This is a genomic window from Hydrococcus rivularis NIES-593, from assembly GCF_001904635.1.
Lineage (GTDB): Bacteria > Cyanobacteriota > Cyanobacteriia > Cyanobacteriales > Microcystaceae > Hydrococcus > Hydrococcus rivularis.
On the sequence record NZ_MRCB01000051.1, the window covers coordinates 1 to 19,620 of the forward strand.

A 19,620-nucleotide genomic window follows, 5' to 3' on the forward strand; every position below is an offset into this window, starting at 1 on the left:
GAATGATGCCTTCGGCGTTTTGTTGATTGGCGCGTCGTTCCTCCCTACATCTGAAACTGAGGGCTTCCCGACGCGCATTTTCGGTGAGATGGATGCTAGTCGCCTCTAAATTGTTTCCAATTCATGGGTTGTTGCTTGCAGGTTGTCCTAAAAATATAAAATGTCGAAGATACTCTGCCAATTGAGCGGCTCCGCCGGCTTCGACTTCGTCATGTTGAGCGTAGCGGTAGCGAAGCGAAACATCTTATCCCAATTCACAATTCGCAATTATCAGTTCGCAATTATTTAATCGCTCTGGGTGTAAAGCTTTTGCCTTGAACATCTGTAGCGTTTTTTTAGAGATTTTTTTAGAGATGGTCTTATAGCAGTTTTCGGTTAGATTTTAATTTCTGCTGGTGCGTTTTCATTTTGCGATCGCTTAGTTAGTTTTATGTTAGCGAATTGTACTTTTATTGTTTGACTTGCTAGCGATCGCGTCCATTTAACTTGCCTCCATTGGCAGGCTGAGTTATGGCATTTGCATTGCCGCTATCATTTTTTCTTATATTTTGCTTTGCAGTTTGATTCTTATACATTAATTCATTTGAGATAATTGCTTCAAAAAGAAATATTAAAAATTTATATAAGGCTTGTAAAGGCATAGTCAAACTACGCCTTTCCAAAATTGGTAAGACTTCTTTAATTTTTGAAGAAAAACGTTAAAGATTGTATGTTTACTCATCTGAATACTTAACCTGAAAATGCAGTAAAGATTAAGTTTACAAAGTCTATCGGAGCCTTTGTAACTAAGACACAATATAGAGTTGCCAGAGCTTTTTAGCAATTTTTTGCTTGGGAAATTTCATTTGGACACGATGAGATCGTTCGTTCTGGCAACTATTGTTGTGTCTTGACTAAATCTTGACCGTTCCAGATAAATACAGTTGAGAATTTTAAGATCGAAGTCGCGATCGGCTACTATCGCGAGTCGGATTGCTAGGCGCAGACACAAGATCTGCTCGTTCTTCCCAAATTTTTTCTACCTACGGATAAGTTAATTTTTTCTTTCCGTAAGATGTTTCTAATTTGCGAACCACTTAAGGTGATCCCGGTTGACTGCGCCAGGTGTTCTGCCAGGCGATCGCCACTCCAGCGAGTAAATTGATAGCCCAACTCTCTGGGATCTTTAGCGATAGTTTCCATTAATAACTCCATGTATTCTTCCGTAACCTTACGATAGTTACCTTTTGTGCGCTTGTCCCTCAGACTTTCGATGTCCTCTGGATCGCCATGAACGCACCAATAGGCTACAGTCCGGTAAGAACAGCCGAGAAATTCAGCAATTTCTTGATAGGTTTTTCCTTCGTTTCTCAAAAGCAGCATCAAGATTCGCTGAATAAAATTCGAGCAATCATTTTCTTTTAATGCCTTGAGTAACTTTTCTTTTTGACCGATCGTTAGGAATCTTTTACTTGACATGAAACGTAGCATGAAAAAATGACAATCTAACCTCGTTAATTTTGATTTTATGCGATTATTATTCGTAATGGAGTCTCTTCATAAAATCTTCACTGAAATACTATCCGAAACGTTCTCTTAAATGCTATGTAGGAGCGCGGCTTTGAGGTATTTCTATGCAAATTAAGGTAATTAACTATAATACTATCTTCAAATTTCACCAAACCTTTACAAATTTCTTTATTGAAACTTCATAATTCTTGGCAAATTCCGTCTTTTGAATTTTATTGGCGGGGACAAACTGCTAATGTAAAAAATATGGCGTATATGAAAATAAAAACAATCAATAAAAATGACAAGGAAAACTAACACTTTTATTGCGGGAGCAAGTCGCGGAGTCGGCAGAGAAATCGCTCTTTGTGCTATCGAAAAGAATTGCCGAGTAAAAGCTTTGCTTCGTTCGGAAAAATCGCGATCGCAATTAGAGGCAATGGGCATTGACGTGGTTATAGGAGATACTTTGGATATAGTAGCAGTGGAAGTAGCCATACAAGAAAGCAAACCGATAGAAGCAGTTATCAGTACGATTGACGGATTGCCGAAAGACGGGATCGGAGCCGATTATTTTGGGCAATAAAAATCTTATCGATGCTGCCGTCAAGGCAAAGGTGAACAAATTTATTTTGATTTCGTCAATTGGTAGCTCAGTCAGAAAGTGCGATCGCCTTACCTCCAAAAGCTTTAGAAGCATTGGCAGCCGTTTTAGCAGAAAAAGAAAAGGCAGAACAACATCTGATAAATAGCGGACTAACCTACACCATTATTCGACCTGGCGGATTAAAATCGGAACCCCCAACCGGAAACGGGATTTTAACCGAAAACCACCGGGTTTCTGGAACGATTCATCGAGTTGATGTAGCCCAGTTAGCTTGTAAATGCCTTTTTTCCGATGCGGCTAACAATAAAATCCTCTCCGCTATCGACCGCAATATGATATACGCTCAGGAGGAAATCGAGGAGCTATCAATAGACTAACGGAAATAAGGTATATTAATAGCTTATCTTTTCTTGAGCGAAAGTAGCTCGACGAAGGCTCGATAGATTTTTTTAACGAACGATGGAGGATACAGCAAAGGAGCAACTAACAAATAACTAACCACTAATAAAGGAAAAGCCTTGCCGCGACCTGTTGACTTATCTAGAACCTTTTGACTTTGAATTGCCGTCTAAATTAGAAACGCCCGCATAGGCAGCCATGACCGGACAAATTTACAGCGCTTTTACCCTATTTTTGAGTCTTCTAGTCGAAGCAATTCCTTTCCTGTTGTTAGGAGTTCTGCTCTCTAGCGCGCTGCTATTTTTTATCGACGAGCGCCAGCTGGTAGCGAGGTTGCCTCGCCATCCCTTTTTGGGGGCGTTCGTTGGAAGTTGCGTCGGCTTTCTCTTTCCCGTGTGCGAATGCGGTAACGTTCCGGTGGCACGCCGATTGTTAATGCAAGGAATGCCGACTTCGGTAGCGATTGGTTTTCTCCTAGCGGCACCGACGATCAATCCCATCGTCATTTGGTCAACTTGGGTGGCTTTTCGAGATCGCCCAGAAATTGTCGTTTTTAGAGTGTTGGGTTCCTTGGCAATTGCTACGATTATTGGCTGCGTTTTTAGCCTGCAACAAGACCCGCGACCGATATTACAATCCGCACTAGTCAAGCGCGTTAACCTGCTGATGTCTCGTTCCCCAGAAGTTAAACCAGCTACGCAGCGATCGCCAGAAATCCCCTCGCTCTTGCAATCGGGAACGTTTCTTTTAAGCAAATCGGGTCAACCAATCCGAATGGACGATGCCGTGGCACTAGCAGCTGTTGTACTCAATCGCCCGATTCCTTTAGAAAAGCGTTTGCGTCCGTTTCTCGATAATGCCATTCAGGAACTACGCGAGTTGGGCGCAATATTGATTTTCGGAAGCGCGATCGCGGCTTGCATTCAAGTTTTCGTGCCCCGCGAGGTCATTCTCGACCTCGGACAAGGCGTTATTAGTTCGATCGCGGCGATGATGGTTCTAGCTGGAGTAGTCTCGATTTGCTCGACAGTCGATTCTTTTTTTGCCCTGTCTTTTGCTTCTACTTTTACCACCAGTTCGCTGCTAGCATTTTTGGTGTTTGGACCGACGATCGACATTAAGGGTATTGGCTTAATGTTGTCGATTTTCCAACCTAGAATTATCTTTTATTTATTTGCTTTAGTAGCGCAACTCACCTTCCTGTTCGCCTTGTTTCACAGTTATTTCTTTTAGAAGGCACAAGGAAGGAGTTGGGAAGGGGACTCCGAGACAAGATAAGGAGGAGTGGTGAGACTTCTAAGACGATTTGACAATAAGTGTTGGGAAATTGCTAGCGTTTTTAGATAAACCCGCCCCTACTAACCAATCCAAAATCCAAAATTCTTTCATCCAACAGATGATACCAATTTTCAGGTTTTCGCGATCGACATCTTTTTCCCCTCTCCCAGTTTGGGAGAGGGGTTGGGGGTGAGGGCGATCGACCATCTCTGTCATTATGAATGAAAAATGGTATGAGTCAACAATCCACTATCCAAAATCCAAAATCGAAAAGTCTTTTGCCCTGGTTGGACGTTCTAGCGCTGTTGGCATGGGGCGGGTTGTTACTTAGGTATTGGATAACCGGGCAACTCAGGCTATTGATTCACCCGAATTATTTTTGGTTGGTCTTGGTGACTGGCATTGCGCTGTTAATTCTCGGCGCTTTGAAGGGCGGACAGCTTTTGGCAGATTGGCGCAAGCGAGGCAATAACTTCCAAGAAAAAGAAACAGTACAGCACATGACGCTATTACCTCCCGGTGTCGGAAGCGGCGTATTAGTGGCGACGGCTTTGGCAGGGTTTTTGATCGCGCCGACGGTATTGACTTCGCAAGCGGCACTGCAACGGGGAGTTACCGAGTCTTTGCCAATAACGCGATCGCAACCTCAATCTTTTCGCGCGACGACTAGACCAGAAGAGCGATCGATTGTCGATTGGATTAGAACCCTCAATGCCTATCCCGAACCCGATGCTTACGCCGGACAACCAGTCAAAGTCACTGGATTTGTCGTCCACCTGCCTCACCTGAGCGACAATTATTTATTAATTAGCCGTTTTATTATTACTTGCTGCGCCGTAGATGCCTATCCCGTCGGTCTTCCCGTCAAGCTGGAGTCGAGTCGCAATAACTATCCGCCGGATACCTGGCTAGAAATTGAAGGGGAAATGATGGTAGAAACCTTACCCCAGCACGAGCAAACGATGAAAGAAACAACCGCTCAAAAACGCCAACTGGTTATCGCAGCAAAATCCCTCAAAAAAATTCCTACGCCAGCCGATCCTTATAGTTATTAACATCAATTGGGTAAGTTAGCTTATTTATAACTCGTTACTACAATTGGCAGTCAGAAATTAGCTCCTTTTATTCGCTCTAATGAAAGTGTTATTATAAGAGGTTGCAATATTTATAAAGAGATTAGTCTACCTTAACCCTATGGCTTTAACTCAACAGCGCAAACAAGAACTGATGACCGAATACCAAGCTCACGAAACCGATACGGGTTCGGCAGACCTACAAGTTGCCTTACTGACGGAGCGCATCAATCAACTCAATAGCCATCTCCAGGCGAATCCTAAAGATCATGCCTCTCGGCGGGGACTACTTAAAATGATCGGTCGTCGCAAAAGTCTGTTAGCTTATATTCAAAACAAAGATTTCAATCGCTATCAGACGCTAATTAGTCGTCTGGGCATCCGTCGTTAAATCCTATGGATAGTTGTTATGTCTTCTAAATCTTCGCGGGAGCGGATGGCGTTTGAACCTCGCCAAAAAAAGAAAAGAGCTAACAAGCAACCTCCCGTACAGTCTCAGAAAGAACCTATAAAAGAGCGAAACACGGCTCGCCAAAAAGCTGCCTCAATGGCTATTCCTGATGTAGTCAGCAAGCGAATGGTACGTCGTATGGCTTTCTTTTGTGGCATTCCTACGGGATTGGGAATGTCATCTTTCTTTATCTTCTACTGGATTGTTAGTAACGAATGGTTGAAAATCCCCGCATCAGCCGTGGGGGTTACCAGTTTAGGCTTGTTTGGCTTAGGAGTCTTGGGATTGAGTTATGGCATTCTTTCGGCTTCTTGGGATGAAGATAGAGTGGGTAGTTGGTTCGGCTGGGGAGAGTTCAAGAGCAACTTTGGGCGAATGATGACTGCTTGGCAGGCGGCTAGAGAAGCGAGCAAAAAAGCGAAAGAAAATTAAGTAATTTCATCAAATTTCTGGGGACAAAAAGGGGAAAATTATTAGGGGAGAGTTTCTCCCCATTCTTTTGCGCTTTCATAAGAAGCCAAACTATTGAATTTTATCAACCAATAATCTAGATAGCGATCGCTAAGGAACGCAAACATGATAGTAGTCATGAAAGTAGGTTCCCCAGAAACTGAAATCGAGCGAGTTAGCCAAGAATTAACAGACTGGGGTCTGACACCTGAAAAAATCGTTGGCAAACACAAAGTTGTCATCGGTCTAGTTGGCGAAACGGCTGCTTTAGATCCGTTGCGCATTCAAGAACTCAGCCCTTGGATCGAACACGTCCTGCGGGTCGAACAACCTTTTAAGCGAGCCAGCTTGGAATTCCGTCACGGAGAACCCAGCGAAGTCATCGTTTCGACTCCTAGCGGTTCGGTCCCCTTTGGGCGCAACCATCCCGTAGTTCTGATAGCGGGTCCGTGTTCGGTAGAAAACGAAGAGATGATCGTCGAAACCGCTATGCGTGTAAAGGCAGCTGGCGCTCAATTTCTACGCGGTGGGGCTTACAAGCCTCGTACTTCTCCCTATGCTTTCCAAGGTCACGGAGAAAGCGCCTTGGGCTTGCTCGCAGCAGCTAGGGAAGCTAGCGGATTGGGCATTATTACGGAAGTGATGGATGCTGCCGATTTGGAAAAGATCGCAGAGGTAGCCGATATCATTCAAGTCGGCGCAAGAAATATGCAGAATTTTGCGCTGCTCAAAAAAGTGGGTGCCCAGGAGAAACCCGTATTGCTCAAGCGAGGCATGTCAGCAACGATAGAAGAATGGCTAATGGCAGCCGAGTATATTCTGGCGGCTGGCAATCCCAACGTGATTTTATGCGAGCGAGGCATTCGTACCTTCGATCGCGACTATACTCGCAATACCCTAGATTTAGCCGTCCTGCCCGTTCTTCACTCTCTAACCCACTTACCAGTGACCATCGATCCGAGTCACGGCACGGGGAAGTCCGAGTACGTTCCGGCAATGTCAATGGCTGCGATCGCCGCAGGAGCAGACGCTCTCATGATCGAGGTTCATCCTAACCCTGCCAAAGCCCTCTCTGACGGGCCCCAATCTTTAACGCCAGAGCGATTCGATCGCCTCGTTCAAGAGTTGTCCGTCATCGGCAAAGCTGTCAATCGCTGGTCTCAACCCGCAGTTGCTCTTGCTTAAAATTGAAGTTCTTAAGTAGCGCTTTGACACCAAAGCGTTACTATAAGGGTTTTTATCGGAAGACTTCGCTCCTTCTATTAATCCCTTCTCCTTATAGGAGAGGGGATTAGAGCGTAAGGAACAAAAGAACTCGCGTTCATCAAGAACCAATAACAAAATGCTGAATGAAGATTGGCTATTTTGGTAAAATCGACTATAATATTATGGTAATAATCACTATAATTTTGCCAAGCCATCTTATCTCAGGAGTTACCCGTTATTGTGTTCGCAACTGTAAAACCTCAAGCAAAGCTAACAACTAAACCCCTTCCCGACGATCTATTTACAGCAATTAACGAACTCAAGCGGGAGTTAAACGCTGTTATTCTAGCTCACTATTACCAAAATCCCGACATCCAAGATATTGCTGACTACATTGGCGATTCTCTCGGTCTTTCTCAGCAGGCGGCTGCAACTAACGCAGAGGTCATCGTTTTTGCTGGCGTTCACTTCATGGCAGAAACCGCCAAAATATTAAACCCCGACAAACTCGTCCTCTTGCCAGATTTAAACGCAGGATGTTCTCTTGCCGATAGCTGTCCCCCCAAAGAATTCGCTGCCTTTAAAGCTGCTCGTCCCGACCATCTAGTCATCTCCTACATCAATTGCAGCGCCGAAATTAAGGCGATGAGCGACATCATTTGCACCAGTTCCAACGCCGTCAAAATAGTCAGCCAGATTCCTGAAGATCGACCGATTATTTTTGCGCCCGATCGCAATTTAGGTCGCTACGTGATGGAGCAAACCGGACGAAACCTAGTCTTGTGGCAAGGTAGCTGTATCGTACACGAGACCTTTTCTGAAAAGAAAATCGTCCAGCTAAAAATGGCATATCCCGATGCACAAATCGTTGCCCACCCCGAATGCGAACCGCCAGTACTGCGTCACGCCAGCTATATCGGTTCGACTACAGCCCTATTAAAATACTGTCTCAATAGTCCTAGCGAAACATTTATCGTTGCCACCGAACCAGGAATCATTCACCAAATGCAAAAAGAAGCACCTCACAAACGCTTCATTCCCGCGCCAGCAACCAACAACTGTGCCTGCAACGAATGTCCTCACATGCGCCTCAATACCCTAGAAAAGCTGTATTTAGCGATGAAAAATAGATCGCCAAAGATCGAGATTCCAGAGGAGATTCAAGCAGCAGCTTTGCGTCCGATCCAAAGAATGCTGAAATTATCTGCTTCATAAGCCATGGCGAGGCCTACCAGCTAAGAGGACATCCCAAAAGTCCATTTTGTTATTCCCAGTGCAGGAGAAGATAACGAAGAATCTCTGTTTGGAGTTGGTAGGCTAATATGAATTTCCTATTACTAATCTATTTACTAATCTATTTACTAAGTAAATGCGAATACGTAGCCTATAAGCCTACAATTTGTTGAGGCTCGGCGAGTTGATTGGCTTCGAGCAAAAAGAGTGGTGGATGGTCGCTTAGTTGGATCGTCGTCGAACTGATACAGCGAATGTTACCTTGAGCCATGTAAGTTTTGGGGATAGGAGTAAAAGCCGATTCAGGCACCCGACGCATAGCAGGAGTAGAATCGACAGGCAGTCCAACAATTTCTCCGCTGTTGCTTTGAACGAGCAACATAAAACGAGGTTCGCTTACCTCCCCGACGACGGAAGATAAAGAATGTTTGCGTTCTTCTGCAACGGATGAAGTTTCTCCAAAGATTCGTCGAGCGACATCGACGACAATTATTTCTTGACCCTGATAGTTAGTGAGGCTAATCCCCGTTCCTTGAGGATCGCCATACACTTTGCCCATTTGGATGACCTTTTGTACGGCGTAAATGGGCAGAGCGAACCATTCTTGACGGAGACGGAAAGTAATGAATTGTCTGGTTTTTTCTGCTTGACGGGCGGCAGTGCGCCGAGAACGAACGGGAGAGTAGATAGCCATAGTATGATACACAGAAGAGGAAGACAAGGGAGTGTGGGAAGTGCGGGGAGAGTTGGGGGAGTGGGAGACAACTAACGACTAACCACTAACTACTAACTACTAACTAATCCCCAATCATCAATCACTTATTTCAGGGCGAGTGGTTTTTGGGTTAACTGTTCGATGGTTTTTAGTAATTCTGGCTCTCTAAATGGCTTGGAAAAGTAGGCTGACGCACCCAAATTCATTGCCAATTGACGGTGCTTCTCGCCACTGCGAGAAGTCAGCATAATGACCGGGAGCTGTTGGCAATTGGGATCGGATTTGACGTGAGCCAAAAAGCCGTAACCGTCCAGACGAGGCATTTCGATATCGCTCACGACTGCCTGAACGACTAGGCCGCCTTTGAGTTTTTCTAGGGCATCTTGACCGTCTTTAGCTTGTTCGACACGGTAGCCTGCTTTTTCTAAGGTGAGAGCCAAGAAGCGACGAACGTTGATCGAATCGTCTACTACCAAAATGGTACTCTTTTGAATGGCATCGGCTGACCCAGATTCCACAGCATTTAGGGCATTGACCAGACCTTGAGAACGCTGGCTCGCATCCGAATTGTCTATCCAGCGCAAGAGCGCGATCGCATCTACCAGAGGAACGACTCGGCCGTCGCCCAAAATAGTACAGCCGCTAAACCCCGGCGGCATGGCTAAGTGACCTTCCACCTGACGAATGGTAACTTCTTGTTCTCCCCAGTAGCGATCGACCAAAATACCGACGAAATCTTCTCCTTGAGCGATTAATAATACGGTTTGGTCGTCGATGACGGGAATAGCCTCCGTATCGGCGATGCGATGGGAACGAGAAAACTGGAACCATTGACTGAGGCGAATCAGCGGCACCATCGATCCTTCCCAGCTTAACACTTCCTTGCCAACCGTTTGCAGGATATCCTCCGATCGCAGGCGCAGCATTTCTTCAATGGAGCTGGTGGGGAAAGCGAGGAGCATTTCGCCGCTTTCGACCAACAGCACCCGCACGACAGACAGGGTAAAGGGAACGGTAATGGTAAAAGTCGTCCCAACACCCAGTTCGGTATCGACTTGAATGTCACCGCGAATTTGTTTCAGGTTATTGCGCACTACGTCCATCCCCACGCCGCGACCGGATAAGTCAGTCACTTTCTCGGCGGTACTGAAACCGGGCATGAAAATCAGCTCTAGCAAATCGTTTTTGGTAGCAGCTTTGAGATCGGATTCATCTAGACCCATTTTGAGAGCTTTAGCGCGAATCTTGTCGAGCTCGATGCCGCGACCGTCGTCGCGAATAGTAATAACCGTCTGGTTACCTCGATAGGCGGCACCGATTTCAATAGTGCCTTTTTCGAGCTTGCCTGCTGCTCGACGCGTGGCAGGATCTTCAATGCCGTGGTCGAAAGCATTGCGGAACAAATGTAGAAGCGGATCGTTGAGGGCTTCTAGAATAGTGCGATCGATTAGCGTTCCTCCCCCTCTGATCTTCAGTTCTACCTGTTTGCCGTACTTTAGCTCCATTTCTCGCAACGCTCTGGGAAAACGCCCTAGCAAATCGGCGATGGGACGCATCCGTAGTTGGGTAATATTGCTCTGCATCAGTTTGGAAGTACGATTCAGGTCGCGAGCCGACCTTTCGGTTTCTTCCAGATTGGTTTGCAGGTCGCTGGTGACTTCTTGGATTTGTACCATCGCCTCCATAATTTCCTGCGATACTAGGTGCAGCTCGCTGTAGCGATCCATCTCCAGAATGTCAAAGTCCTGTGTAGTAGAACTAACAGCTCCGACGCTGAGTTGGGGGACTAGCGGGGCGTTAGCGATTTGGGTAGTGGCTACCTTGTCATAGGCTGTACGCAGGCGGAAGTTAGATTGCTCTAGGCTGCGTACTCTTTGGCTCAACAGCCGCAGCAAATCCCGCAAGCGTCTGAGGTACAAGTCAAGTCCATTGCGTTCGATAGTCAATTCCCCGAACAGGTTGCTAAGTTGGTCGAGTTGGCGAACGGCAACCCGAATCGTATTTTCGTCAACCTTTTCGCTGGCAGTAGCCTTAGTCTGAACTGGAAATGACGGCGGAACAGAGGATTTGGCTGCGCCCGCTGTTTTGTTGGTTCCGTTTTTGAGAGGTGAAGTTGGGGAAGAAAGATTTTTTTCGTCTTTTGTCTTCTGTTCGTTGTCCTCAAAGACGGGAGTACTGATGGCAAGACTATTTAAGGACTCTAAAAAATCCTGCGCATCTTGGCTAAAGTCGTCTGTCGAGCGATAATCGATCGCTTCTAATTCTTCTAGCGATTCTAAAGCGTCCGCAGCTAGAGCAGCGTCTTCGAGTGTTTCAAACTCTTCAAACTTACAGAAAGATTCTGCCCCGTCTAGTTTAGGAGCCGGGATTGCTTCTGCTTGGGCTGGGAGGGCATTGAAAGTTGCTAAATTCAATTGTGCCGGAATAGCTGAAGCCTGTCCGACGAAGACCATGGCTTGAGATCGCCGCCATTCTTGCAGGGCTAGCTGCGCGATCGCTTTGGCTTGCGCGGGATTGGCTTCTAAGTGCTCGATGACCGACTGGCAAAGGCTGCTAAAGGCTTTTAGCTCTAGCATTTCTCCCAAACCGCCCAATTCTTGAGCGGTAATAGTAAACTCTTCGACCAAACAAGGTTGGTCGGGATTTTCCAAGACTGATTCGAGTCGCTGGAGACAGCCCTCTACTTCTGTCTCGAACAGCAACACGGTCATGTCTTCCCCTGTTTCTTCAGATAGGAGAGCGGCGGCATCTTCTTGAGTGGGTTCGCCCAGGCGATCGCGCAGGTAGTCGATGAGGGGATTGGCATTCTCCTCCAGCCACGCCTCGTCAACATCGCTGCCTTGACGGTTGAGATTAGCGACCTGCCGAAGGCGATCGACGCTAGAGAGCAGGGAGCTTTCCACATCGCCATCGACTTGTGCCCTGCCGACTTTGAGGACTTTGAAAAAATCCTCCAAGCGGTGTGCCAGGTGAGAGAGGTTGTGGAAGCCCATCATCGCAGCGCCTCCCTTGATGGAATGGGCAGCACGCAAAACGCCATCAATTCCCTGGCGATCGACTCCGCGAGTCCCTATCCCGATTAGTCCCGTCTCGATAGTATCCAGGTACTCTTGCGCTTCTCCTAAAAATTGGAGTTTGACTTCTTGTTCTTTATCTACTGCCACGATCTAATCCCTCTCAGCTCAATACCGATTACAGATGGACGATTCTTGTTGTCAGAATTCAGGCTTAAGCAACCTTAAACGTACCGACGGACTCTTGAAGTTGCCTAGCGACCTCTACCGTTTCTTGCAGAGAACTGGACACCTGACGAGAGGAATTTGAAGTTCGCTCGGACACTTGAGCGATCTCTTGCATCAGCTTGGTTACCGTTTTCGAGGTATTGGCTTGAGAAACAGTGGCTTGGGAGATAGACTGGAGCAATTGGTCGATCTGACGAGAGACTTCTACGATTTTTCCGAGGCTTTGTTTGGTTTTTTCTACCAGGCGCGTTCCTTGAACGACCTGCGCGGTACCGACTTCCATCGCTTCAACCACGTCGGCGGTTTCTTGTTGAATGGCTTCTACGATTTGCTCGATTTCTTTAGCTGCCGTCGCCGACTGAGCCGCCAACTGACCGACTTCTTCGGCAACCACCGCGAAGCCTCGACCTTCTTCCCCGGCTCGCGCTGCCTCGATAGAGGCGTTAATAGCAAGCAAATTGGTTTGTAGGGCAATCTGGTTAATCAACGAAACTGCTTTAGAAATCTGTTGCGACGATTCCCCAAGTCGCTTAACCTTCTTAGCGGTTTCCGCAACGGTTTCGCGCAACTGCACAATACTGCTTACCGTCTGTTCCATCGCTTCTCCGCCTGTTTCGGCAGTGGTCGAAGCGGTACGAGCGACTTCAGCCGCCGTTCTAGCGTTATTTGCCACCTCTTGAATCGTGTTGGTCATCTCTTCAATGGAGTTGAGAGTTTGGCTAATCTGGGTAGCTTGTTTGAGCGCTTCGTCTGCCAGTTCGCGGATCGAACCTTCATTAGTTCCTACGGATTCGTTTACCTGGGTAGCGGCTTGTTTTACCTGAGCGACAATATCTCGCAAACTTTCAACAATGGAGTTGAATACGTCAGCCACGATGCCGACTTCACCCGCCGTAATTTGCGCCCGTACTGTCAAGTCTCCTTGAGAAGCACCGTCCACGTCAGTGAGGAACTGAAGCAATTCTTGCTGAAGTGCTTGGGAGCGCTGGCGTTCTCTTTCCGCCGCTTCTGCTTGCGATCGCGCGATCGCGGCTTGGTTTTCCAATTCTCGTCGGGCAGCTTCTTGTTGTTTGTTCAAAAGCGTTTGAATCTGTTCTGCCATCAAGTTGATGTTAGAACCGAGTTCGGCAAGTTCGTCTTGCCCGCTGACGGCAATGCGGGTGTCGAAATCTCCTTGACCCAGTTTCTTAACGGCATCGGTAGATTCGAGAATCGGGCGAGTGGCTCGGTTTGCCAAGAATGCCGCGATCGCACCGATTAGGATAGTCGTTACGATAGTACCTGTTGCTAGAGCGAGGAGGAGTTGTCTTTGAGGAGCGAGGGCAATTTGGGTGTCAATGGCGACGATAGCATCCCAGTTTAGCTCTGGCAATCCTTCCAGTTTTGCTAAGGGAGCATAGGCAAACAGTTGTTCGGCGTTGTCTATTTTATCGACACCGACGGCAGTCCCTACTTTCTTTTCTGCTTTGAGTTGAGCCAGGGCAGGCAAATCATCCTTAGCTACCCTGCCTATCTGTTCCTCTTCTGTGGCGAGGAAAAATTTACCGGCAGCATCGACTAGATGATATTCTTCCCCAGCTTCACCGAATTTTTTGACGATCTCTTCGAGAGACTCGATGGGCATGCGGCTGCGGACAATGGCGATGGTTTGACCCGTGACGGCATCTTTTACAGGGGCAGCTAAGTGAATGGCAATTTTTCCTGTAGATTTAGAAGCTTCTGGCTGACTAATGACGGGTCGATCCGTTTTCAGAACTTGCTGGAAATACTCTCGATCGCTGTGATTGCCAACGGTTTGACCGCTAGATTTAACGATTGGGTTGCCCTTGAGGTCGAAGACGACAATGCTGTCGTAGACTCCATAAGTTTTTAGAATATTATCTAAGACCGCCTCTTTTTCTTGAAGCGTCGTTACTTCTCTTACCTTCGGATTGGCGAGAATCGGCAGTTTAGAAAGTACCTGAAGATCCCCATACCGTTCAAACATGAAGCTGTTGATCTTGTCTGACAAATCGATGGCAAAAGATTCTTCCGTTTTCGTAATTTGTCGGGTAATCGATTGGTTAGCTAACTGATAGGCGACCGTCCCGATCCCCAAAACTGGAATCGTACCGATCGCGATCGCCAAGAAGGTTGCTTTGGTTCTCAAACCCATTCTCTGCCACCAAGAACCCGTCTTGAATGACTGGGAATCATCTGGACTCAAGACAAGCGAAGGTTTTTCATTGGCTTCGCCTCGATTGTCTATTTCCTCGATCGCGCTATCTGAGTCTGGGATAACTGAGTGCAAGGTACTCCGCCTTCTGACGGCGGAGCCTCCCGGTACACCCGAACGAGTTCGGGTGCCTGCGGGAGGTCGAAGACCTGCTTGCACTTCGTCAACATTAACTTGACCGTTTTTGGGTTCGATGGGGTTTTTGGGATTATTAGTTGCAGTCATAATAAATACCTCAAAAAGTACAAACTTAGATAAGTGATAGGTAAATTTTTTATTGGTTAGCGATTAGCATTTAAGGTGGCAGAATTGAGAATTGCTTCGGGATCTAAAACCAGCAGGATTTCCCGCTCTTGGGGAACCAATCCTTGTAGATAGGGGGTCAAACCGGGAGCAACCGTCCCAATGGGCGACTGGATAGCTTCGGGAAGAAAGCGAGTGACGCCTCTGACTGCCATGACGGCTAGAGCAAGAGCCATATTGCCCGATCGCGCGATCGTGATGTTGTACTGTTGAGTATCTGAGGGGAGCATTGGCATCTCTAACAGTTGTGGTAAATCCACGACCCAGTAGACGCGGCTGCGTTGGTTGAGCAGTCCCAGCACGCAGTAAGGCATATTGGGCATGAAGGTGAGGCGGCTGCTGGGAACGATTAACACTTCTTGGGCAGCATCCATAGATAGGGCTGCCTGGGTTTTGGCATCGAGTTGAAATCTTAGATAGGCTTGACCGACAGCTTTTTGCGATCGGTTGGATTGCAGGGTGAGGGTTGATAGATTCATCGGTTTAAGCCACCACAGTTGGTCGTTCGGAGGGGGATTTTGTAGTGCGGGCACTCTGCCCACGAGCGGGGCGTTGGCGCGGAACGCAGTTAGAGGGATTTTTTTAGAATACGGGAGCCAGCCGCATGGAAGTCCTTCTGACTCCTGTATTCGGACTTCTGTTATTAGACCGCAACCGATTTGACGGCTTTGACCAGTTCTTCTTTGGTGAAAGGCTTGGTCACGTATGCGTCAGCGCCTTGCTTCATTGCCCACATGCGATCGAGGTCTTGGTTTTTTGAGGTGCAAACGACAATGGGCAGCTTCTGGGTAGCAGGGTTTTTCTTGAGAGTGCGACACAACTCCAGACCGCTCATTCCGGGCATGACTACATCCGTCACTACGACATCGGGCTTTTGCTGCTCGGCTTTGGTCATAGCGTCTTTGGCATCGCTGGTAGTAATCACGCTATAGCCGCTCTCGCGCAAATAGTTGCAAATTAACTCCATTTCGGAAAAGGTATCTTCTACCACTAAAACTGTAGGCATTGTCATTATCCTCGTAACGAAAACTAAACAACTCCCAAAAATAATGCAATTTTGGTTACCGATAGTATTCCCATCTCTCTTTAAAAAACTAACGCTTTAGTTCAAATAGCGAAAAACTATTTTGACTAATTCAACTGGAGTGAAAGGTTTGGTGAGATAGTCGGTTGCACCCGCGACTCTCGCTTTGGCTCGGTCGATCGAACCGCTATTGCCCGTCACCATGACAATCGGCGTTGTTTGAAATTGGGGATGGGAGGATTTGGGAATTTCTTAAGAGCTGCGATCGCGTGCAATTTGACAGTGCGATCGCTATTTTCTGCTAAATTGAGTAACACAGGGATCGCTTCCGTTTGTCCTAGTTCTCCGAGAGACATTGCTAAAGCTTGCTGGATCTGGGGTTGCTGTACGGCAGGTTTTTGCGAATGAAAAAATTCAATCAGAATTTGAGTAGCTTTGCCTTTTAATTCTGCCGATTCCTTGCGTCCCAATAGCGTAACAATTTCCTGACAAACTTCGACATCGCCTAAGCGCAATCCTTGCTGTAAATACGTTAAAGCTTGAAGGGTTTCGATCCAGTTCAATGCTCTTACAAGGGTAAGTTTCAAGATAACAGGCGTAGCAGGGGATTTAAGGACAACAAATAACGCTTGTGCCGCCTCGTCAGTGCCTATGCGTCCTAGAGCCATGGCTGCCTGCTGGCAGACTTCTAGATTAAGATCGTAGAGGAGTGGTTTGAGAAGCTCGACTAAGTCGAACTGAGAACCCATCTGGGCGCGCATTCCCAGCGCGATCGCGGCTTCTTTTCTCACGCTTGAGGCAGGATCTTTTAAAGCTTCTATTAGTACTGGCAAGATGCCTTCATCGTGAAAGCTCCCTAAGGCTTCAATCGCGATCGCGCGAATTTCCGGATTTGGATCGTTGACGACTTCGAGCAATGGTTTGATAATATTAGAGCGCCGAATCTGAGCGAGCGCTCGTACTGCTAAAAGTCGAGTTTCTGGTTTTTTTAGCAAACCGATCGGTACTTGGATGGCTGAAGACCCAATCTTGGCAAGCGCCTGGGATGCTACGAGCGATAATTCTTCTTCTTCTTCGGTTTGCTCGAGCAATTTCACTAAAGCGACAATACAACTAGGCTCGTCAAATTCACTCAAAATCCGTGCCACGAACCAACGGGTTTCTAGATCGGTCGTTTCGTTTTCGAGAGTTGTAATTAAAGGCGCGATCGCCTCACGCCCCAGTTTTGGGAAAAGCTTAGCTACTTCCCAGCGTTGGTGGAAATCGCTCTCTTTTAGCACCTGCAAGGCTAAATCGATGACCTGCTTTCGTTCGCTCTTGTTTAAAGGCGATAATAAGAGTTGCTGCAAACATTGGTTGACTGACGACCAATTGCCTTCTTGAATAGCCGCGATCGCATTTTGTAAAATCTTTTGCATTTTTGAGAGTTTTTGCATAGCGTTAGTCGAGCTAATCAAAGCTTTCAGCCGTTCAACTTGAAATTAACTTATACCAATTTTCATGTTTTCACGATATACATTCTTTTCCCCTCTCCCAAATAGGGAGAGGGATTGGGGGTGAGGGCAATCGACTATCTCTGTTATTAGTGAATGAAAAATGATATTACCTTTAATTGTGGAGACTAGGCTCTCAGAACGCAACTTATTATGTTAAAAGCGCATTAAAAATATTGAATTAGTTCATGATTTGAGAGATTAGTTATTTTATATCTCGTACCATCACCAGCAAACATTAACATCTCGCCAAGAAATTAATTTCTTGGCTAAGAGCATAAGACTATTAAAATGGACTAACAAACAGTCGTAGTTTCACGGCGAGGAAACGATGTATGGCGATTGAACTGGCTCGACTTTACCTAAATTCACCAACGCTTGGTGTATCATTGCAGCAGCTTCGCCACGAGTTGCAGGTTGGTTGGGGTTGAGAAATTTGGTATTGGGATAGTTAACAACTATTCCTTTCTCAGTTGCCGCCGCAACTTGCCCCACTGCCCAAGCAGGAATTTCTGAGGCATCCTCGTAGACTTTGAGGGTTTGCTGGGGGTCTTTGGTTGGCTTGAGATTCAACCCTGCTGCCAACGTTACTAAAACTTGATAGCGGGGGATATTCTCTTGCGGACGGAAACTATTGCGAGAGTACCCTTTCATAAATCCTTTCCCGATTGCTTTCTCAATATCGGAAGCGATTGGATCGCCTTGGGGGACGTCTTTGAACTCTATTTCGATCGCTTGCGATGACGAATCGAAAGCGCGATCGATTAAACTAGCCATCTGCGCTCTGGTAATTGGTCGATCTGGCTCAAAGGTGTTTTCGGAAACGCCGTCTATTAGTTGTTTGCTGCTCAATCCCTCAATAAAAGGATAATCCCAGCGATCGCGCGGTACGTCTTGAAAAGCTATCTTCAACTGCAATGACGGCTCTTGCGATTTTGGAGTGGGTATAGGTTGTGGGGATGGTTGAGAAGCCGATAAAATGGGAAGAGCTAATAGAGGTGATGATGCTTGTCCTTGTCGGTTTGTCTGTCTGTGCTGGGGAGCTTCAAATAATTGCGATGGTTGCTCTGCTTTTTTCTGGCTAGCTTCAGGCGATTCTGTCGTTGCTGGTTTCTCTTCTGTTAGAGTAACTGTCGGGCGGGGTTGTTCTGGCTGAGCGGTTGGTTGCGATCGCGATCGAGCAAACAGTTGTGACTGGTTGTTAAAAAACTTGATGCCGCTACCGCTGCCGAGTCCCCACCACAAGATACCACCAATTGTAGCTAAAACAAAAATAATAGCGATCTTCTCGTCAGAATCTAGATTCCTTCTTCTCGGAGGTTCGGGATTGGGAGAATTAGACATGATGACAATTTATGAACACTCCACAAAACTCCACAAAATAGTTTGTAGTTATCTTATCCTATCTTTGGTGAGCCAATCCGAGCCAAGTTAAAAGTAGGATGTTTCGCTTCGCGATCGCTCCGCTCAACACGACATTCTATACTTTTTAGACAACCTGTAAAGAAGACCCGATAGGAGTTTTAGTCTATTTTAATAGAGTTGAGCTTTGAGCCTAGAACTAAAGTTCTAGGCTTTGATGCCATTCTGCTACAAGATGTAAAGTGTAATCAAGATTACAAACAGTCATGACTGCTAGTGGCGTTGATTGCTAGCTTGGTGCGACTGAATACTATCCCGAACAACAAAGAAACAAGAAAAGAGAATGTATAATGTAATATGTCTCAGTGCGGGTATAGTTCAGTGGTAGAACGTCAGCTTCCCAAGCTGAATGTCGTGGGTTCGAGTCCCATTACCCGCTTACCAATTTAAACCTTTTTGGTAACGAGTCCCATTTAGCTATCATATTGGAGATGGCTTATACCAATTTTCAGGTTTTCACGATATACATTCTTCTCCCCTCTCCCAAATAGGGAGAGGGGTTGGGGGTGAGGGCGATCGACTATCTCTGTCATTAATGAATGAAAAATGGTATTATCTGGTCGAGAGAGGTTTGATTTTACCGCCCCATCAAGTCAAGTCGGGGAGCAACGAAATCACGGCTGTACTCTTTTTTATCAAAGCAATTTATATCGGCTAGCCGCTTAAAAAGTCTAAGGAATTATTGGTAAGCAAAAAAGCGATCGCACTCCCAGACGCAATCGCTTTTGATGGGAGAATTGATGTTTAAGGATTGCCGATTAATCCGAAAAGTTTAGCGAATCCTCCCAAAATAGCGACAATTAAAGCAAATACGATACTTCGACTGACAAATTCTTGATTTTCTAGACGCTTGCTTATTCCATCTATTTTGGGTTCTAACTTTTCTTCTATTCGTCTGATATCTCGGGTTAACTTTTCTTCTATTCGTTTAACTTCACCGAAAATGCGCGTCGGGAAGCCCTCAGTTTCAGATGTAGGGAGGAACGACGCGCCAATCAACAAAACGCCGAAGGCATCATTC

General features: G+C 46.5%; 18 protein-coding genes, 1 tRNA gene and 2 pseudogenes. 9 read left to right on the top strand and 12 right to left on the bottom strand.

Going from position 1 to position 19,620, the window contains the following annotated elements:
• Nucleotides 1-464: 464 nt before the first annotated feature.
• Together NIES593_RS24430 and NIES593_RS22195 are read right to left on the bottom strand one after the other, a co-directional pair.
• Nucleotides 465-641: a hypothetical protein gene (locus NIES593_RS24430; protein ID WP_175561212.1), complete on the bottom strand. Its 177-nt coding sequence runs from the start codon at nucleotides 639-641 to the stop codon at nucleotides 465-467.
• Nucleotides 642-975: 334 nt separating this feature from the next.
• Nucleotides 976-1,458, bottom strand: coding sequence for a helix-turn-helix domain-containing protein (locus NIES593_RS22195; RefSeq protein ID WP_051036397.1), 483 nt, complete (start codon nucleotides 1,456-1,458; stop codon nucleotides 976-978).
• 331 nt (nucleotides 1,459-1,789) lie between these two features.
• Between NIES593_RS22195 and NIES593_RS25695 the strand changes: the two are divergent.
• Nucleotides 1,790-2,472, top strand: a pseudogene (locus NIES593_RS25695) (SDR family oxidoreductase).
• A gap of 220 nt (nucleotides 2,473-2,692) precedes the next feature.
• The gene (locus NIES593_RS22205; protein ID WP_073601663.1) at nucleotides 2,693-3,727 is read left to right on the top strand and encodes a permease; all 1,035 of its coding nucleotides are present in this window, start codon (nucleotides 2,693-2,695) and stop codon (nucleotides 3,725-3,727) included.
• A 63-nt stretch (nucleotides 3,728-3,790) separates the two neighbouring features.
• On the opposite strand, the gene NIES593_RS22210 is transcribed toward NIES593_RS22205, so the two are convergent.
• Nucleotides 3,791-3,988: a hypothetical protein gene (locus tag NIES593_RS22210; protein WP_139253785.1), complete on the bottom strand. Its 198-nt coding sequence runs from the start codon at nucleotides 3,986-3,988 to the stop codon at nucleotides 3,791-3,793.
• Between the two features lie 35 nt (nucleotides 3,989-4,023).
• Between NIES593_RS22210 and NIES593_RS22215 the strand changes: the two genes are divergently transcribed.
• The 5 genes from NIES593_RS22215 (at nucleotide 4,024) to nadA (ending at nucleotide 8,167) form a co-directional block, all read left to right on the top strand.
• A complete protein-coding gene (locus NIES593_RS22215; RefSeq protein WP_175561213.1) occupies nucleotides 4,024-4,827 on the top strand; it encodes a TIGR03943 family putative permease subunit in 804 nt (267 codons plus the stop codon).
• 139 nt (nucleotides 4,828-4,966) lie between these two features.
• Nucleotides 4,967-5,236 (top strand): 30S ribosomal protein S15, encoded by a 270-nt coding sequence (gene rpsO / locus NIES593_RS22220; RefSeq protein WP_073601665.1) that lies wholly within the window; start codon nucleotides 4,967-4,969, stop codon nucleotides 5,234-5,236.
• Between the two features lie 18 nt (nucleotides 5,237-5,254).
• A complete protein-coding gene (locus tag NIES593_RS22225; protein ID WP_073601666.1) occupies nucleotides 5,255-5,728 on the top strand; it encodes a PAM68 family protein in 474 nt (157 codons plus the stop codon).
• A 144-nt stretch (nucleotides 5,729-5,872) separates the two neighbouring features.
• Nucleotides 5,873-6,931: a 3-deoxy-7-phosphoheptulonate synthase gene (aroF, locus tag NIES593_RS22230; protein ID WP_073601667.1), complete on the top strand. Its 1,059-nt coding sequence runs from the start codon at nucleotides 5,873-5,875 to the stop codon at nucleotides 6,929-6,931.
• Between the two features lie 261 nt (nucleotides 6,932-7,192).
• Nucleotides 7,193-8,167, top strand: a complete 975-nt coding sequence (gene nadA / locus NIES593_RS22235) for a quinolinate synthase NadA (RefSeq protein WP_073601668.1) — start codon at nucleotides 7,193-7,195, stop codon at nucleotides 8,165-8,167.
• Between the two features lie 169 nt (nucleotides 8,168-8,336).
• Here the strand turns inward: nadA and NIES593_RS22240 are convergent, their stop codons facing one another.
• From NIES593_RS22240 to NIES593_RS22275, 8 genes and pseudogenes are all read right to left on the bottom strand, one after another.
• Nucleotides 8,337-8,879, bottom strand: a complete 543-nt coding sequence (locus NIES593_RS22240) for a chemotaxis protein CheW (protein ID WP_073601669.1) — start codon at nucleotides 8,877-8,879, stop codon at nucleotides 8,337-8,339.
• A gap of 125 nt (nucleotides 8,880-9,004) precedes the next feature.
• Nucleotides 9,005-12,064 (bottom strand): hybrid sensor histidine kinase/response regulator, encoded by a 3,060-nt coding sequence (locus NIES593_RS22245; protein ID WP_073601670.1) that lies wholly within the window; start codon nucleotides 12,062-12,064, stop codon nucleotides 9,005-9,007.
• 64 nt (nucleotides 12,065-12,128) lie between these two features.
• Nucleotides 12,129-14,582 carry a methyl-accepting chemotaxis protein gene (locus NIES593_RS22250; RefSeq protein ID WP_083602518.1) on the bottom strand — a complete coding sequence of 818 codons (2,454 nt, stop codon included), beginning with the start codon at nucleotides 14,580-14,582 and terminating at the stop codon, nucleotides 12,129-12,131.
• A 56-nt stretch (nucleotides 14,583-14,638) separates the two neighbouring features.
• A complete protein-coding gene (locus NIES593_RS22255; protein ID WP_245817711.1) occupies nucleotides 14,639-15,202 on the bottom strand; it encodes a chemotaxis protein CheW in 564 nt (187 codons plus the stop codon).
• 101 nt (nucleotides 15,203-15,303) lie between these two features.
• Nucleotides 15,304-15,666, bottom strand: a complete 363-nt coding sequence (locus NIES593_RS22260) for a response regulator transcription factor (RefSeq protein WP_015143248.1) — start codon at nucleotides 15,664-15,666, stop codon at nucleotides 15,304-15,306.
• A 96-nt stretch (nucleotides 15,667-15,762) separates the two neighbouring features.
• Nucleotides 15,763-15,921: pseudogene (locus NIES593_RS22265) on the bottom strand (response regulator); the annotation flags it as partial.
• Nucleotides 15,882-17,102 (bottom strand): HEAT repeat domain-containing protein, encoded by a 1,221-nt coding sequence (locus NIES593_RS22270; protein WP_073601675.1) that lies wholly within the window; start codon nucleotides 17,100-17,102, stop codon nucleotides 15,882-15,884. The gene NIES593_RS22270 and the pseudogene NIES593_RS22265, both read right to left, overlap by 40 nt.
• Before the next feature lie 390 nt (nucleotides 17,103-17,492).
• Nucleotides 17,493-18,521, bottom strand: coding sequence for an S-layer homology domain-containing protein (locus tag NIES593_RS22275; RefSeq protein WP_073601672.1), 1,029 nt, complete (start codon nucleotides 18,519-18,521; stop codon nucleotides 17,493-17,495).
• Nucleotides 18,522-18,906: 385 nt separating this feature from the next.
• Between NIES593_RS22275 and NIES593_RS22280 the strand changes: the two genes are divergently transcribed.
• Nucleotides 18,907-18,978: transfer RNA gene (locus NIES593_RS22280), tRNA-Gly, on the top strand.
• A gap of 156 nt (nucleotides 18,979-19,134) precedes the next feature.
• Nucleotides 19,135-19,257: a hypothetical protein gene (locus NIES593_RS25375; RefSeq protein ID WP_281250785.1), complete on the top strand. Its 123-nt coding sequence runs from the start codon at nucleotides 19,135-19,137 to the stop codon at nucleotides 19,255-19,257.
• A gap of 86 nt (nucleotides 19,258-19,343) precedes the next feature.
• Here the strand turns inward: NIES593_RS25375 and NIES593_RS22285 are convergent, their stop codons facing one another.
• Nucleotides 19,344-19,601, bottom strand: a complete 258-nt coding sequence (locus NIES593_RS22285) for a hypothetical protein (RefSeq protein ID WP_245817712.1) — start codon at nucleotides 19,599-19,601, stop codon at nucleotides 19,344-19,346.
• Nucleotides 19,602-19,620: the final 19 nt, after the last annotated feature.